This is a genomic window from Collinsella sp. AF19-1LB (assembly GCF_003459655.1).
Lineage (GTDB): Bacteria > Actinomycetota > Coriobacteriia > Coriobacteriales > Coriobacteriaceae > Collinsella.
In genome coordinates this window covers 1-15,678 of sequence record NZ_QRWO01000003.1, presented here as the reverse complement: position 1 = coordinate 15,678, position 15,678 = coordinate 1, and the positions used below count along the sequence as shown (strand labels likewise).

Sequence of the window (15,678 nt, the reverse complement as noted above, 5' to 3'; positions counted from 1 at the left end):
CGGGCAGGTAATCCGATATGCCCGAGCGCCCTTCCATTATGAAAGGACATCCATGTCCCAATCCTCGACGCCCGCCGTCGCCGATGCCATCTACGATGCGTCGTCGCTCGGTCGCCCGCGCATGTTCCTACTCGGTCTGCAGCATCTATTCGCGATGTTCGGTGCCACGGTGCTCGTACCCGTGCTCACCGGTCTCTCGGTGTCGGCGACCCTTTTGTTTGCCGGCCTGGGCACGCTGCTCTTCCACTTCCTATCGCGCGGCAAGGTGCCAGCGTTTTTGGGATCTTCGTTTGCCTTTATCGCGGGCTATGCCGCCATCGCGCCCAACGGCGAGGCCGAGCTTTTGCCCTACGCCTGCCTAGGTGTAGCCTGTGCCGGCCTGCTCTATCCGGTGCTGGCGGCCCTGTTTCGCGCGTTTGGTGCCAAGCGCGTTATGCGCTTCTTCCCGCCGGTAGTGACTGGCCCCATCGTCATTTCCATCGGCCTGATCTTGGCAAGCTCTGCCATCGCCAACTGCCAGACCAATTGGCTTGTTGCCGTTGTCGCTGTGGCGGTGATCGTCATCTGCAACATCTGGGGCCGTGGCATGGTCAAGATCGTGCCGATTCTGCTGGGCGTTGTGGTGAGCTATGCCGTTGCGACTGCGCTCGGCGAGGTTGATTTCTCGGGCGTCGCAGCCGCTCCCTGGGTTGGCTTGCCCGTCGTGTGGGATAACACCGTGTTTGCGCTCTTTGGCCCGCAGTTCGATAGCGGTCTTGCCACGACGGCCATCATCACCATTATGCCGCTGGCCTTTGCGACCATGATCGAGCATATCGGTGACATCTCGGCTATCGGCTCCACTTGCGAGCGTAACTACATCGCCGATCCTGGCCTGCATCGCACGCTGCTTGGCGACGGCCTGGCGACCATTCTCGCATCGCTCTTTGGCGCTCCGGCTAACACCACCTATGGCGAGAACACCGGTGTGCTTGCCCTAACGCGTGTGTTTGACCCGCGCGTGATTCGCATTGCCGCATGTTGTGCCATTGCGCTCTCGTTCTGCCCCAAGTTCGCGGCTGTCATTGCGGCCATGCCGGCGTGTGTAATCGGCGGCGTGTCGCTCGTGCTCTATGGCATGATCAGCGCCGTGGGCGTCCGCAACCTCATCGAGAACCAGGTCGATTTCCAAAACAACCGCAACGTGCTGGTGGCCGCCCTGGTGCTCGTGCTTTCGCTCGGCATTGCGTACAGCACCGCCGGCGCCATCGTGCTTGAGCTGGGCGGCGTGACGATTTCGCTTTCCGGCCTTGCCGTGGGCTCGCTGGTGGGCATCGTGCTCAACGCCATCCTGCCGGGTAACGACTTTGAGTTTGACGTCTCCGAGCTTGAGGAGGCTGCTGAGTAACAACTGCGTCCAGCTAAAACAAGATATGGTGCCCATGCGTATATGCGCGTGGGCACCATTTTTAATGCGTCAGTATCCAGTGGATGCCGCGGGCCATGCGCAAGTCGGTCTGGGAAAAGTGATTGCCGGGGTTGAGCTCCAGCGTCGTGGGAATACCACGTTCGCCGAGCAGCTTTTCCATTGCGCGCGTATCGTCGAGTACGTGCCGCATCATGCGGTTGGGAGTCTTGGTCTCCTTTTTACCGAGCGACAGATAGACAGCCTGCGGGCTGCCGGCAAATGGCGCCGTGCTGGCGCGATCGACAAAGTCGGGAAACCATAGCGACCCCGATGCGCTCGCGGCGCGGTCAAATGCGTCGGTTTGCCAGAGGGACCAGAGTGCGAAGAGGCCCGCGAGCGAGTAACCGGCAATGCCACGCCAGGTGGGCGGCTGAGGAAGCGATGACTCGACCTGGGGGATTATCTGATTCAGCAGCTCATCAAGAAAACCGGCAGCTTGGCCGCCGAAAGGCTCGGCATCGCGTACGGTCCCGTCGCATGCCCAGGGGCTCAGCTCGCGATTCCAATCGAGCCCGCCAATGGTGACGAGGGCGAATGGCGGACAGTCGAGCTCTCGGCAACACTTATAAACCTCGCTGCCGTCGCCCACGACCACAGGAAGGTAGATGACAGGCGCGCTTTCCGTATGATTCGAATAAACGGTTATCTGCTTTTGATGCGCTTCCATGACGGGCTTCTCTCAGTGTTGTGATATCGGCAGCCCCAATTGTCGCACGCCAGCGTATGCCGGTTGGGCTAGACCAAAGACAATCTCGTGCATCCCCTGCGGACGCATATGGAAAACGCCACCGCCGGAGGGGAGCTCGGCGGTGGCGTTGTTAAACGGTGCTGGGGCTCGGGGCCTTCGCGGGAGCTGCCATGTGCGCAGAGGCGTCTAAGAGCGCTTACGGCTCGCCATGGTGCCTGCGGCGATAGCGGCTGTTCCCGCAAGGACGGTTGCCACGATGGCCGCACCCGAGGTGTCGCCGGTCGCCGCGAGCACGCCGGTAGTCTTGGCTTTCGTGGTTGAAGCCGCAACGGCCTTGGTCGGCTTTGAGCCCTCAGGCTTGGGGTTCTGCTTGGTCTCGTCGGGCTTGGGGTCTTCCGGCTTGGCTACCTCGGGAGGTGCGATGGTCGTGCTTTTGGCGACTGCTTTGATATAGAGGGAGTCGACCGTGGCGTCGCCCGTGCCGATGGCTTGGCCTGCTTCGTAGATGCCGTCACGGAGCTTGCGATAGTCAATGACCTTGCCGCCTTCGGGCGTCTGGATGGCGGCGTTCTCAATCTTGATGGTGCCGATTGTCTTGCCGTCAGCGCTCATGGCACGGGCAAAGATTGCCGCTGTATCTCCTTCGACCGTTACCTTGCTGCGGATGATCGAGATGACTGCGGGTGTGACGCCCTCGCTGGTCTGGGCGATGATGCCGATGTTCTCGCCTTGGGGTTCGCGCCTCGTCTCGCCATCTTGGTTTTCGCTGTAGGGGATGGGGCCGTCGCCGTTCTCGACATAGCGGGCTATGGCCTTGACAACGGAGTCGCTGATGTAGATGTGGCCACCCTTCTCGTTGGGTCGATCGTTTCTGGTGGAGAATGCAGCCGAAACCTCGCCTTCCGCAAACGCGTCCACGGTGGAGCCGTTCTTGACGACGATGTCGTCCTGGTAGGTGAAGAGGGCGATGGCGCCACCGTATCTGCCTTTACTTGCACGGACCGTCACGTTTGCATGATCGAGGGTGATGCCCTTGTGGGCATAGACGCCATATTCAACACCGTTTACGTTGAGGGAGGCGTTTGTGGCTGCGAGGCTGCCCTTGGCCTCGATGGCAGCGTCTTTCTCGGAGCTTGCCTTGACCTGGCTGCCGTCCGAGATGTTGATATTGCCGCCGCTCCAAAGGGCCTCACCATCGGCTGAGCTTGCCTCGACTGCCCCGCCACCCTTTATGGTGAGGTTCTTGTCGGTTCCAATACCCTTGTCCTTGGTAGCCCTGGCGGTGACGGCTCCGCTGTCGTCAATCGTGATATTGCCGTTTGCCCTGATGCCATCCGATGCGCCCGTGGCGTTGACGTTGCCCGAACCTTTGATAGCGAGATCACCCCCGGCATTGATGGCATCAAACCCAGTGCTCGTGGCGTTGACGGATCCGGCTCCGTCGATTTTGATATTACCCGTGGAGAGGATAGCGTCCTCAGTAGATGTCACGCTGAGCGTGCCGCCCTCGTCGCCTTGGATATTGAGCTCGGCATTCTCGTTAGTGCCATGAGAAACGTTGATGCTTTCGATCCATTCGGCAGTGACGATGTTGGTTCCCGAGTAATTCACGTTGAGCTTGCCTGCGGCCTGGATCTCGCCGCCGTTATAGTTGCTGAGCTTCAAGTCGTCGGCGCCGTCCCACGACCAGGTACCGGCCTCGTCGCTCGCCGCGGTGTTGTACTTGTTGCCGCCGACCTTGACCCATTCCGCTGCGAGCGAGACGCTCGGCATGAGCAGCGAGCTTACCGTGAGCGCGCATACGGCTCCCACGACGATGCGGCGCGTCACGCGGCGCCAGCTGCCGTGCGCGAGTCCTATGCGACGGCGAACGTCGGGTTCGGCAACATGGGTTCCGGCGGTAGTGTCATTGCGTTTGGGGGTCGTGAACAAGGCTGCCATGGTTGCTCCCGTTCTCATAGGGCCTATACGACTAGATTCAGCGTATCTGCTGGATGTTGCCGGCGGTAGTGCCGTATGGAGGGCAAAATGGCCAAAATGGGGGAGAAATAGGCCGCACGCCGGTGCAGGGACCGGCGCTAAAAGAAAAGCGCGGGGCCGCATGGCGACTCCGCGCTTTATTGTTCAGCTTTTGTAGCCTTGCCCTTACGCTACGAAGAAGTAGACGAGGAAGGCAAGGGCCGCGATGCACCCGTCCTGTGCGAAAAAGTGTTTACGAGCGTTTGCGACTCGCCAGGGCGCCTGTGACGATGGTGGCCGTTCCTGCAAGGGCGGTCGCTATGATGGCCGCGCTCGAGGTGTCGCCGGTTGCTGCGAGTTTGCCGGCGATCTTGGCTCCCGTGGCTGCAACTGCAACGGTCTTGGTCGTCTTTGCGCCCTCGGGCTTGGAACCCTCGGGCTTGGTCTCGCCGGACTTTTCCTCGGGTTTGATCTTCTCGGGAGGTACGGTGAGCGTGCTCTTGGCGACAGCGGCGTCATAGGGAGAGTCGATCACGTCGTCGCCCGTGCCGATGGTTTGACCCGCCTCGCAGAGGATGCCGCCGCTGAGTTCTTCCTTGTTGCGATAGTTAATGATCTTGCCGCCTGCGGGCGCCTGGATGGGAGCGCCTTCGATCTCGATGGTGCCGATCGCCTTGCCATCCTCGCTTATGGCAAGAGCGAAGATTGCCGCCGTGTCTCCCTCGGCCGTGAGCTTGCTGCGGACGATCGAGATACTCGCGGGCGTGATGCCCTCGTAGGTCTGGGCGAAGATACCGATGTTCAGACCCCTAGGCTCAGGGATGACCTCGCCGCTTTGGTCGTTGCTGTAGTGATCGGGGCCATCGCCACCGGTCTCGACATAGCGGGCCATAGCCTTAACAACGGAGTCGCTGATGTAGATGTGGCCGCCAGCGACGTTTGGCTGGTGGTTTCTGGTAGAGATTGCAACCGAGAATTTGCCTTCTGCGAACGCGTCCACGATGGAACCATTCTTGATGACGATGTCGTCCCCATCAGTGATGAGGGCGATGGCCTGGCCGCCGCTCGCGCTTGTGCGGACCGTCACGGTCGCATGATCGAGCGTAACGCCCTTGTAGGCATAGACACCATATTCAACACCGCTTGCGTCAAGGGAGGCGTTCGTGACCGCGAGACTACCCTCAGCGTCGACGGCAAGATCTCCCTGGGAGCTTGCCTTGACCTGGCTGCCGCCCGAGATGTCGATGTTGCCGTCAGCCCAAATCGCCGCTTCTTCTATCGAGCTTGCTTCTACCTTGCCACCGCCTTTGATGATCAGGTCACTGCCCGCGGCGACGCCGTAACCTTCGCCTCCTTTAGCGATCACTGTGCCAGAGGAATCGATGGTGGTCTTGCCCTTGGATTGGATGCCTTCGGTACCGCCCGTTGCATTCACGGTGCCCGAGCCCGTGATAGAGAGATCGCCCTTTGCCTCAATTCCGTCGGAAGCAGTGCTTGTGGTGTTCACAGTGCCTGGGCCAGAAATGGAGAGGTCGCCTGTTGATTTAATTGCATCGGCCTCGGCTGTCACATTGAGCTCATCCGTGCTATTCGAGCTCGTTATGTTCAACTCTGCTTTCTGGCTAGTGCCGTCCTGCGCCTTGATGGCGGCTCCGGTGTAATCAGGCTCGGTTTTCACGGTGTTCTTGCCCTCATAGACAATGTTGAGCTTGCCTGCAGCCTTGATCTCACCGCCGTTATAGTTGATGAGCTTCATGTCGTCGGCGCCGTCCCAGCTCCAGGTGCCGGCGCCGTCGCCCGCCGCAGTGCCGGCGTTGTACTGGGTGCCGCCAACATCAATCCACTCGGCCGCGAGCGAGATGCTCGGCATGAGCAGCGAGCTCACCGTGAGCGCGCACACGGCGCCCGCAACGATGCGGCGCGTCACGCGGCGCCAGCTGCCGTGCGCGAGCAGTGCGCGACGGTGCACGTCGGGCTCGACAAAATGGGCTCCTGAGGTTTTGTCATTGCGCTTGGGGGTCGTGAACAAGGCGGCCATGGTTACTCCCATCCTCATAGGGCCTATGCGGTTATATCCAGCATATCTGCAGGATGTAGCCGTCGGTAGTGCCGTTTGGAGGGCAAAATGTCCAAAACTTGGGAAGCAATACATCGCGCGCCCGCGCGGTGCCTGGCTTTAAAAGCAAAGCGCGGAGCCGCTCGATGCGACTCCGCGCTTTGGTGTTTGGTATTGTGAATCTTGCCCTTACGCTACAAAGAAGTAGACGAGGAAGGCGAGGGCTGCAATCCACATGAGCGGCTTGATCTTGGAGGCCTCGCCCTTAAAGAGCGCGACGATCACGTAGGCGATAAAGCCCAGGCCAATGCCGGCGGAGATGGAGTAGGTGAAGGGCACGCCGGCGACAATCATGAACGCCGGGAAGCCCTGCGACACGTCGGACCAGTCGATCTCGGAGGCCTCGCTCATCATGAGGTAGCCGACATAGACCAGGGCACCGCAGGTGGCGGCACTGGAAACGATGGTGACGATGGGGGAGAAGAACGCGGCGAGAATGAACAGCACGCCGGTGGTGACGGAGGTGAGGCCCGTGCGACCACCGTCGGCGGCGCCGGAAGTGGACTCGACGAAGGTGGTGATGGAGGAGACGCCCATAAAGCCACCGGCAGCGGCGGCCACGGAGTCAACAACCAGGATGGGGCGGATGTCCTCGACATTGCCGTCCTCGGTCAGGAACTCGCCCTGCTTGGCGACGGCCATCGCGGTGCCCATGGTGTCGAAGAAGTCGCTCATGAGCAGCGAGAAGGCCACGACGAGCAGCATCGGGTCGGTCAGAACCTTCACGATAGCCATGTTGCCGTCGGCGGTGCTGGCAAACGGGGCGCCGAAGGTCGAGAAATCGAGCGGGGCGATGAGGCCCTCGGGGGCGTGGGTGACGCCCAGCGGGATGCCGGCGATAACGGCGACGATGATACCGATGAGCAGCGAGCCCGGCACGTTGCGGGAGGCCAGGGCAACCGTCACGACGATGGAGATGATGCCGACGATAAAGGTGGGGGAGGTGATGTCGCCCAGACCGACGAGTGTGCCGGCGCCAGCGGTGATAATGCCGGCGTCGCACAGGCCGATCATGGCGATAAACAGGCCCAGACCCACCGAGATGGCGTGGCGCAGGACCACGGGGATGGCGTCCATGATGGCCTCGCGCAGGCCGCAAAGGACGAGCAGCAAGATGACGATACCCTCGAGGAAGATAACGCTCATGGCGACGTGCCAGTCACCGCCGCACATGGTGGTGGTGATGCCCGCGATCATGGCGTTGATGCCCAGGCCTGAAGCGCAGGCGAGCGGGCGGTTTGCGAAGATGCCCATGCAGATGGTCATGATGCCGGCGCCCAGGCAGGTGGCGCAGGCGAGCGCTCCCGCATCAATGCCAGCGCCCGAGAGCACTGCGGGGTTGACGGCGATGATGTAGGCCATCGCCAGGAATGTTGTCAGTCCAGCGCGAAGTTCGGTCCCGATTGTGGACTTGCGCTCACTGACGTGAAAAAGTTCGTCCATGCATACCCTTTCCTTGTTCGGCCCCGAGTTTAGGCCGATTGACACGAACTCATTTACTATATCGCCTTTACAACCTTGCTGTTCCTCGCATGTTGATGTTCGGCGCTTTGTAACAGACGGACGGTATTTATCGCATGAAAATGTGTGGGTACCGTATACTTAAGCGGTTACAACGACCCCTATGGAGGAACGTATGATTAAAGAGCTTTGCCACGACGAGGCTATCCTGTCCCAGCGTTGCGAGGTTGCGACCGTCGAGGACGAGTCGGTTGCTCAGGACCTGATCGATACCATCAAGTCGCTCGATGATGCCGGCTGCTTGGCCGCCAACCAGATCGGCGTTACCAAGAAGGTCTGCGTCTACCTGGACGACGCCGGCGAGCCCCACGTGCTCTACAACCCCCGTCTGGTGTTTGGCCTGGGCGCCAGCAAGATGGAGGAGAGCTGCCTGACGCACGAGGAGGTCACCAAGTCCACGCGCTATATCAAGTGCAAGGTTGCCTTTGACCAGATCGTCGATGGCAAGATGCGCGAGCGCAAGCAGGACTTTGTGGGCTTCGAGGCGCAGATGGTCCAGCATATGATCGACCACTGTCTTGGAAAGTTGGTCTAAGGGGACCAAAGCACCGCACTTCGTCTCTTTTGGTCCGGGCGTGACATTGTTGTCATGTCCGGGCTTTTGTGTTTAGCGCCTTTTTGTTTGGTGACAATAACCTTAGCAGGACCGTAAAGCTAGGAGGCGCTATGTGCACGAGCATTCGATTTACCGATAATTCTGGCCACATGTATCTGGGCCGCAACCTCGACTGGAGCTTTGACTACGGCCAACAGGTTCGCGTGATGCCGCGCGGGTTCCACATTCCGTATTCGTTTATCGACGATGCGTCGGCGGCACACGCGGTAATCGGCATGTGCATCGATTACAAGAACTATCCCATGTTTTTCGACTGTGGTAACGATGCGGGTCTGGCTGTGGCGGGGCTCAACTTTCCCGGCTATGCCGAGTATGCCGAGGGCCCTGTCGACGGCAAGAACAATATCGCGGCCTATGAGTTTCCCCTGTGGGTGGCAGCGACGTTCTCGACGGTCGATGAGGTCGAGGCCGCGCTGCGCGACACGGTGATTGTCGCCAAATCTGCCGGAGAGGGGCTGGGCGTGTCGCTGCTCCATTGGATTATCGGCGACAGCCAGCGCAGCATCGTGGTCGAGATGATGGCTGACGGCCTGCATGTATACGACGATCCGGTCGACACCCTTGCCAACCAGCCGACCTTCCCGTGGCACATGGAAAACCTGCGCACCTATATCACCGCCACAAGCGATTTTCCGCAGACGGCGACATGGCGTGGCGCCGAGCTTAAGCCCTATGGAGCCGGTGCCGGCATGCGCGGCATTCCGGGCGATTGCTATTCGCCGAGCCGTTTTGTAAAGGCGGCGTACCTCAATGCCAATTACCCGCAAAAGGAGAGCGAGACCGAAAACGTCGTTCGCATGTTCCGCTCGCTCGAGGGCGTGGTGATGATTGAGGGGGCGTCCAGGATGGGCGATGGCAAGTTCGAGAAGACTATCTATACCGGATGCTTTAGCGCGCGCACGGGCAATTATTACTACGCGATGTATGGGGATCCGTCGATTCGTTACGTGAGCCTGATGGATGCCGAGGGCGCGAGCCCCGATAGGCTCGTGGTTCCCGAGCTGCGTCGTTCGTAGCCCATAGCTTTACTGCAGTGCAAAGCGCCCCTGCATCTCCTGTGAGGTGCAGGGGCGCTGCGACCTGGGCTTTATCCCGCATGCGCCCCGAGAAAATGTCCCTTAAGCGCGTGCTGCCTGGGCGATACCGGCCTTGGTGCTTGCGCGTTTGCCGGCGAGTTCGCAAAAGACCGCGCCGCCGATGATGAGCGCGGCGCCCATGAGGCGGATTGGCGTCATGGTCTCGCCCAAAAGGACGGCGGAGAACACGACTGCCGAAAGCGGCTCGAGGTAGCCGACAACCGCGACGGTCTGCACGGGCAGCTTGGCGACAGCACTAAAGTAGAGCAGGCAGCCGATGCCGGTGTTGACGACGCCGAGCATGGCGACGGCGCGCCAATCGATGCCGGCGGCAATGCTGGGGGAGAGGAACGAGGGGGCGCCCTGCGTGAGGAGCGTAAGGACCAGCGCGGTCATAAAGGCGGCGCTCACCTGGAGCGCGGAGTTTTCGAGGCCTTCGACGTGTGGCGCACCCTTGCTAGCGATGACCATCAACGCGTAGCAGAAGGCCGAGGCGATGCCGCAAGCGATACCCGCAATGGGCATATTGCCGCCTAGACCTTGTGCCGCAATGAGAAAGGCGCCGCAGGCAACGGCGATAAACCCGGCGATTTTGCCGCCGGTCAGCTTTTCGCCAAAAATGAGCGGGGAGAGGGCCATAACGATGATGGGGCCGCAGTAATACAACAGCGAGGAGATGCCAACACCGATCGTCTGATAGGCGCGGAACAGGAAAATCCAGCTGGCGCCCAGCGCGGCGCCCGAGACGATGAGCGCTGCGGCCTCACGGGGGCGAGACGGAGCCTGCAGGTTATGGCGCTTGGTTATGAAGAGGATGGCGGCAAGGGTGAGAGCGCCCAAAAACGTGCGCAGGAGCACGATATCGGAGCTCGGCAGCGCGATGGCAGCGGCGATGATGCCATTGGAGCCAAACAATAGCAATGCTGCTAAGTACGTAAACAGTCCGTTGTTCATGCGCTGACATCCCCTATATATCCGAACATGTTCACTATGGGTGAACTGGCTTTAGAAGAAAAGCGAATATAATGCATGGAAAACATGACAAAAACTCATGCAAGGGTGGGGGTGTACCGTGGAGACCAATATCCAAAAGATGCAAGTGCTGCTCGAGACGGTGCGTGCCGGCAGCTTTACGCGTGCTGCAGAGCGCCTGAGCTATTCGCAATCGGGCGTGAGCCGCATGGTGGCCGACCTCGAGGCCGACTGGGGCTTTAAGGTGCTCGACCGCAGCCGCGAGGGCGTGACGCTTTCTGCCGACGGGCGGCAGGTCATGCCGGCTGTCGAGGCGCTCTGCGAGGAATTCATTCGCTTGCAGCGGCGTGTGGATGAGATGCGTGGGCTCATGCGTGGCAAAATCTGCATCGGTACGTTTTCGAGCGTGGCGACCCACGTGCTGCCGCCGGTGATCGCGCGTTTTCGCGCCGATTATCCAGACGTCGATTACGAGTTACTGATGGGCGACTATTCAGAGATTGAACAATGGGTGGCGCAGGGCCGCTGCGATCTGGGCTTTATCCCGCATGAGTCCCGAGAAAATGGCATGACATCGCGATCTCTGGTGCGCGACGAGTTGATGGCGGTGGTGCCGACAGACTCTCTGCTTGCTAGTGAGGGGGCCGTCTCGCTTGCCGACTTGGCCAACGAGCAGTTTATTCTGCTGGAACGCGGCACCGATGACGAGATTACGCCGCTGTTCCGTCGGGCGGGGCTGACGGTGCGCTCAAAACTGTCGACCTGGGATGACTATGCGATTATGGCCATGGTCGAGGACGGCTTGGGCGTGAGCATCCTTCCGGCGCTCATCTCGCGGCGCTGCCAGTTCAATGTCGCCATTCGTCCGCTCGAGGGACGTCCCCATCGGCAGATTAACGCCATATATCGAACGGCCGACGTTTCGCTTGCCGCCGCTCGTTTTCTCGAATATCTCTAGGCGAGCGCATACCGTTGTCGCTTTGGGATAAATCTCGAGGTGTGGTTCGCTTTATTATTGAAATTGAACTTTTCGAAAGAGCACGGCGCTATACTGCTTGCTAAATTGAACCTTGGTTCAATTCGTGTTCTATAAATTGAACTTTGCCAGCAAGGAGGTTCCTGTGGCCCAAGAGACGTTTAGCGATCGCCTGCGACAGGCTATGTCCGATCGCGACGTTCGCCAGTCGGACGTGATCCGCGCATCGGAGATGCTCGGCAAAAAACTCGGCAAGAGTCAGATGAGCCAATATGTGAGCGGCAAGACGATCCCGCGGCGTGATGTGGCAGAGCTGCTCGCCCGTATTTTGGAGGTCGATGTTACCTGGCTGCTCGCCGGTGACGCCGATCAAGGCGAGACATCATCGCCCCGCAACGTTTCCAAGCCCGAACTCAATCCCTCAGCCCAAATTGCAAGGAGCGTCCCCATGCGTACTTTTTCTAAATCCACCAAACTCGACAACGTCCTCTACGACGTCCGCGGCCCCGTCGTCGATGAAGCCGCCCGTATGGAGGACGAAGGCGAGCGCATCCTCAAGCTCAACATCGGCAACCCTGCGCCCTTTGGTTTTCGCACGCCCGATGAGGTCATTAAGGATATGCGCCAGCAGCTGCCCGACTGCGAAGGCTATTCCAACTCGCGCGGACTGTTCTCCGCGCGCAAGGCGATCATGCAGTACTCGCAGATCAAGGGCCTGCCCAATGTTCAGATGGAGCACATCTACACGGGCAACGGCGTGTCCGAACTCATTCAGCTTTCGATGAACGCACTGCTCGACAATGGCGACGAGATTCTGATCCCCAGCCCCGACTATCCGCTCTGGACGGCGTGCGCAACCCTTGCCGGCGGTCATCCCGTTCACTATCTGTGTGATGAGCAAGCGGATTGGTATCCCGATCTGGAGGATATGGAGTCCAAGATCACGAGCGCGACCAAGGCCCTCGTCATTATCAACCCCAACAACCCCACGGGTTCCGTCTATCCGCGCGAGGTGCTCGAGGGTATCGTCGAGGTTGCACGCAGGCATCAGCTGATGATCTTTGCTGATGAGATCTACGACCGCCTGTGCATGGACGGCTACGAGCACGTCTCGATTGCCTCGCTCGCTCCCGACCTGCCCTGCGTCACCTTTAGCGGCCTTTCCAAGTCGCACATGATTGCGGGCTATCGTATTGGCTGGATGGTGCTTTCGGGCAACCAGCGCTGCATGAGCGACTTTATTATGGGCATCAACATGCTCTCGAACATGCGCCTGTGCTCCAACGTGCCGGCTCAGTCAATCGTCCAGACGGCACTCGGTGGACACCAGTCCGTCAACGACTACATCCGTCCCGGCGGCCGTGTCTACGAGCAGCGCAACTTTGTGTATGAGGCGCTCAACAAGATTGACGGCATCTCGGTGGTCAAGCCGCGTGCGGCGTTCTATATCTTCCCCAAGATGGATGTCAAGAAATTCAACATCACCGATGACGAGCAGTTTGCCCTTGACCTGCTACACGAGAAGAAGATCCTGATCACCCGCGGCGGCGGCTTTAACTGGGCCGAGCCCGACCACTTCCGCATCGTGTACCTGCCGCGCATGGAAGTGCTCAAGGAGTCCCTCGAAGACTTGGCTGACTTCTTCGATCACTATCGCCAGTCGTAGGGGATTAGATATGTGCCGCCGCGAGAACTGAAGCGTCGCAGGATAGGCAAACGACAGCGAGCGAGCCGCATTTGCGCCAAGGTGACGTGAAGCGAAAGGGCGCTGACCTTTTGGTCGCGCCCTTGAAGCTGAACGTCAGATTGGTGTGAATGCGGCTCGCGCAGCGTCAAGCGGTCCGCCGTTCGGTAGAACGGCGGAACTATACAACGATTCCGCAACAGTGGTCGATTTCGTGTTGGATGATCTCGGCGGTGTAGCCCGAGAAGTTCTTGATGCGGTGGACGAAGTTCTCGTCCAAATACTCCACCTTAATGCGACGGTAGCGGGTACAGGGGCGCTCGCCGATCAACGAGAGGCATCCTTCGCTCGTCTGATAGGCATTGACCTGCTCAAGAATTTGAGGGTTGTACATCAGCAGCGCCCTGTTGCCGTCCTTTACGCAGATGATGCGTTTGCGCACGCCGATCATGTTGGCGGCGAGGCCAACGCACTCGTGCTCATGCTCGAGGAGCGTATCCAGGAGGTCCTGCCCGGTCGCGGCATCATCGGGCCCTGCGTCTTCGGAGGGCAGGCGCAAAAAGAACTCGGATTTCATGATGGGCTTAATCATGGCGGGCTCCTCATGTCTCATGCTTTCGTGGACTTTTGATAATAGCGCGGAAGGAAAGCTGTGCGTCTGCGTTACAATCTTTCGACGTTGGACCATGTTGCCAAACTCGTCGCGTGCGGCGTCTGGCGTAAGTCTAGGGCTCATCCTCGCCCTGGACTGTTCCTCTGGGGCGATACGACTGTCGTTCCAAGAGGAAGGAAATGCAAGGGGAGCAAATCTCAGCAACAAGTTAGGGCAACGCCATCGGGCACTTCGGCGTTTCTCATCGTTATGTATATCGCAGCCTTTGTTGCCGCGTTTAACGAGAACATCATTAACGTGGCGCTGCACGACATTATGGCGGCCTTTTCGGTGAGTGCCACCACGGCGCAGTGGCTTGTTTCGGGCTACATGATCGTGACGTCGATCTTTACGGCCATCATGGCCTTTCTGTCTGGTTGTTTTTCGACGCGTAAGCTGCTGTTTTTCGCATGTGGATGCCTGGTCGCCGGAGAAGTCCTGTGCTTGGTCGCCCCAACGTTTACCGTCTTGCTGCCAAGTCGCATTTTGCAGGCTGCGGGATCGGGCATCTTGTTTCCGCTCATGATGAACGTGGTGCTGTCTTGCGCCCCGCGTGAGAAGCTCGGTCTGTACCTGAGTCTGGGCGGTGCCTGCATTACGCTAGGGCCGGCGTTTGGACCCGTGATCAGCGGTCTTATGTGCACGTTGTTTGGCTGGAGGGCGGTGTTCGTAGTGCCGCTGGTGGGCGGTGTCGTGGTCGCCGCGGCGGCAGCAAAGCTCGTTCGAAATGTTGGAGAGCGCTCGAACACTAAGCTTGAATTGGTATTGTCGTGGCGCTGACTGTTGTGGTGTATGCCGGTGTCGGTTTGGTGCTGAGCCCCTCGCAGACGGCCGGCCTGGAGACGTCGCCCGCCGCTGAGCATCCTCACGGAACGGCATTGCTCAACACGTGGAACATGATTGCCGCGTCGTTTGGCCCGTCCCTGTTTATCGGCCTGCTCTCGAGTTCTTCGGCGGTTGCCGGCGCCACTGGCGTTGCGGCGGACGTTGCCCAGGCGATTGGATTTGCAGCCGCCGTGCGCGTAGCGGCCGTGATTGCCGTTGTCGGGTTCGCGGTGTCGCTGGTGTACGCTCGCCGCGAGTCGCACATGTCGCATTAATGTGTGCACATAGATTCTGCAGCTAGATTGGATGGCGACACCATAAACTAATGGACGTTTTGCCGAGAGGCATGAATGTATAAAGCGCAAAGAGTGCGCGACGGGCCCCGCGAATGGGGCGATGATGCCCGAGAGGGCCAAGAAGGAGTCTCATGTCTGAGAACGAAGAGATCATGAACGAGACCGAGAACGAGACCATGGCTGCCGAGGTCGAGGCAGTCGAGACCGTGGAGACCGAAGCTGCCGAGGTTGAGGCTGCTGACGAGGTTTCCGCCGAGGAGGAGGCCGAGGTTGTCGAGGCCGCCGCTGATTACGATGACGAAGAGCTGATGGACAAGATGCAGAAGGCCGCCCGCCTGCTGCGCAGCCGTCGCTTTGCTATTTCCAAGGAGGAGGAGGCCAAGGCTGAGCGCATGGCGAACATCGAGCGCGCCATCAAGCTTCTTGACCTCAAGCCCAAGATGGAGCAGAAGGAGATGTCCGACCTGCTGGGCATGCGCCTTCGTGAGCTCGATGGCCTGATGGCCGAGGCCGAGGCTGCCGATCTGGTCGGCCGCATCGACGACGCCGAGGGCGATATGCGCAAGATCGTCGTCTTCGCTGCCGAGGATGCCGCCGAGGGCCTGGTCGAGCTTGCCAACAAGAAGGAGAAGCTCCTGCCCGAGCTTTCTTACGAGGAGGCCACCGAGTTGATGGCCGCTCTCGATAAGGTTATCGCTCCGCTCGTCGCCATGGGCCTGGACGAGGACCGCGGTCCTCGCGGTGGCCGTGACGATCGCGGTGGCCGTGGCGGCGACCGTGGTGGCCGCGGTGGCTTTGGCGATCGCGGTGGCCGCGGCGGTGACCGTGGCGGTCGCGGTGGCGATCGTGG

At 59.9% G+C, this 15,678-nt stretch carries 14 protein-coding genes; 8 read left to right on the top strand and 6 right to left on the bottom strand.

Annotated elements, in window-relative coordinates:
• Window positions 1–52 precede the first annotated feature (52 nt).
• Window positions 53–1,387 (top strand): uracil-xanthine permease family protein, encoded by a 1,335-nt coding sequence (locus tag DWX39_RS01440; protein ID WP_117647422.1) that lies wholly within the window; start codon window positions 53–55, stop codon window positions 1,385–1,387.
• Between the two features lie 61 nt (window positions 1,388–1,448).
• Here DWX39_RS01440 and DWX39_RS01435 read toward each other — a convergent pair whose 3' ends face one another.
• The 4 genes from DWX39_RS01435 to DWX39_RS01420 all read right to left on the bottom strand — a co-directional run bounded on the left by DWX39_RS01435 (window position 1,449) and on the right by DWX39_RS01420 (window position 7,653).
• Complete coding sequence (locus tag DWX39_RS01435; RefSeq protein WP_117655640.1) at window positions 1,449–2,114, bottom strand: alpha/beta hydrolase; 666 nt, start codon at window positions 2,112–2,114, stop codon at window positions 1,449–1,451.
• Between the two features lie 207 nt (window positions 2,115–2,321).
• Window positions 2,322–4,076: a hypothetical protein gene (locus DWX39_RS01430; protein ID WP_158561601.1), complete on the bottom strand. Its 1,755-nt coding sequence runs from the start codon at window positions 4,074–4,076 to the stop codon at window positions 2,322–2,324.
• A 271-nt stretch (window positions 4,077–4,347) separates the two neighbouring features.
• Complete coding sequence (locus DWX39_RS01425; protein WP_117758256.1) at window positions 4,348–6,132, bottom strand: hypothetical protein; 1,785 nt, start codon at window positions 6,130–6,132, stop codon at window positions 4,348–4,350.
• Window positions 6,133–6,339: 207 nt separating this feature from the next.
• Complete coding sequence (locus DWX39_RS01420) at window positions 6,340–7,653, bottom strand: NCS2 family permease (protein ID WP_117582871.1); 1,314 nt, start codon at window positions 7,651–7,653, stop codon at window positions 6,340–6,342.
• A gap of 193 nt (window positions 7,654–7,846) precedes the next feature.
• On the opposite strand from DWX39_RS01420, the gene DWX39_RS01415 reads away from it, so the two are divergent.
• Entirely contained in the window at window positions 7,847–8,266 is a 420-nt protein-coding gene (locus DWX39_RS01415; protein ID WP_117563534.1) for a peptide deformylase, read from the top strand.
• Window positions 8,267–8,397: 131 nt separating this feature from the next.
• Window positions 8,398–9,363, top strand: coding sequence for a choloylglycine hydrolase (bsh, locus tag DWX39_RS01410; RefSeq protein ID WP_117758255.1), 966 nt, complete (start codon window positions 8,398–8,400; stop codon window positions 9,361–9,363).
• Between the two features lie 102 nt (window positions 9,364–9,465).
• Here the strand turns inward: bsh and DWX39_RS01405 are convergent, their stop codons facing one another.
• Entirely contained in the window at window positions 9,466–10,377 is a 912-nt protein-coding gene (locus DWX39_RS01405; protein ID WP_117758254.1) for a DMT family transporter, read from the bottom strand.
• Window positions 10,378–10,495: 118 nt separating this feature from the next.
• Between DWX39_RS01405 and DWX39_RS01400 the strand changes: the two genes are divergently transcribed.
• Window positions 10,496–11,353: a LysR family transcriptional regulator gene (locus DWX39_RS01400; RefSeq protein ID WP_233508842.1), complete on the top strand. Its 858-nt coding sequence runs from the start codon at window positions 10,496–10,498 to the stop codon at window positions 11,351–11,353.
• Between the two features lie 202 nt (window positions 11,354–11,555).
• Entirely contained in the window at window positions 11,556–13,037 is a 1,482-nt protein-coding gene (locus DWX39_RS01395; RefSeq protein WP_117758301.1) for an aminotransferase class I/II-fold pyridoxal phosphate-dependent enzyme, read from the top strand.
• Window positions 13,038–13,236: 199 nt separating this feature from the next.
• Here DWX39_RS01395 and DWX39_RS01390 read toward each other — a convergent pair whose 3' ends face one another.
• Entirely contained in the window at window positions 13,237–13,647 is a 411-nt protein-coding gene (locus DWX39_RS01390; RefSeq protein ID WP_117758252.1) for a peptide deformylase, read from the bottom strand.
• A gap of 270 nt (window positions 13,648–13,917) precedes the next feature.
• On the opposite strand from DWX39_RS01390, the gene DWX39_RS01385 reads away from it, so the two are divergent.
• From DWX39_RS01385 to DWX39_RS01375, 3 genes are all read left to right on the top strand, one after another.
• Window positions 13,918–14,487 carry an MFS transporter gene (locus DWX39_RS01385; RefSeq protein ID WP_117758251.1) on the top strand — a complete coding sequence of 190 codons (570 nt, stop codon included), beginning with the start codon at window positions 13,918–13,920 and terminating at the stop codon, window positions 14,485–14,487.
• On the top strand, window positions 14,478–14,807 hold the full coding sequence (locus tag DWX39_RS01380) for a hypothetical protein (protein ID WP_117758250.1): 330 nt from the start codon (window positions 14,478–14,480) through the stop codon (window positions 14,805–14,807). The genes DWX39_RS01385 and DWX39_RS01380 overlap by 10 nt, the downstream gene beginning before the upstream one ends.
• A 152-nt stretch (window positions 14,808–14,959) precedes the next feature.
• On the top strand, window positions 14,960–15,678 hold a 719-nt coding region (locus DWX39_RS01375; protein ID WP_117758249.1), incomplete at its 3' end, for a hypothetical protein.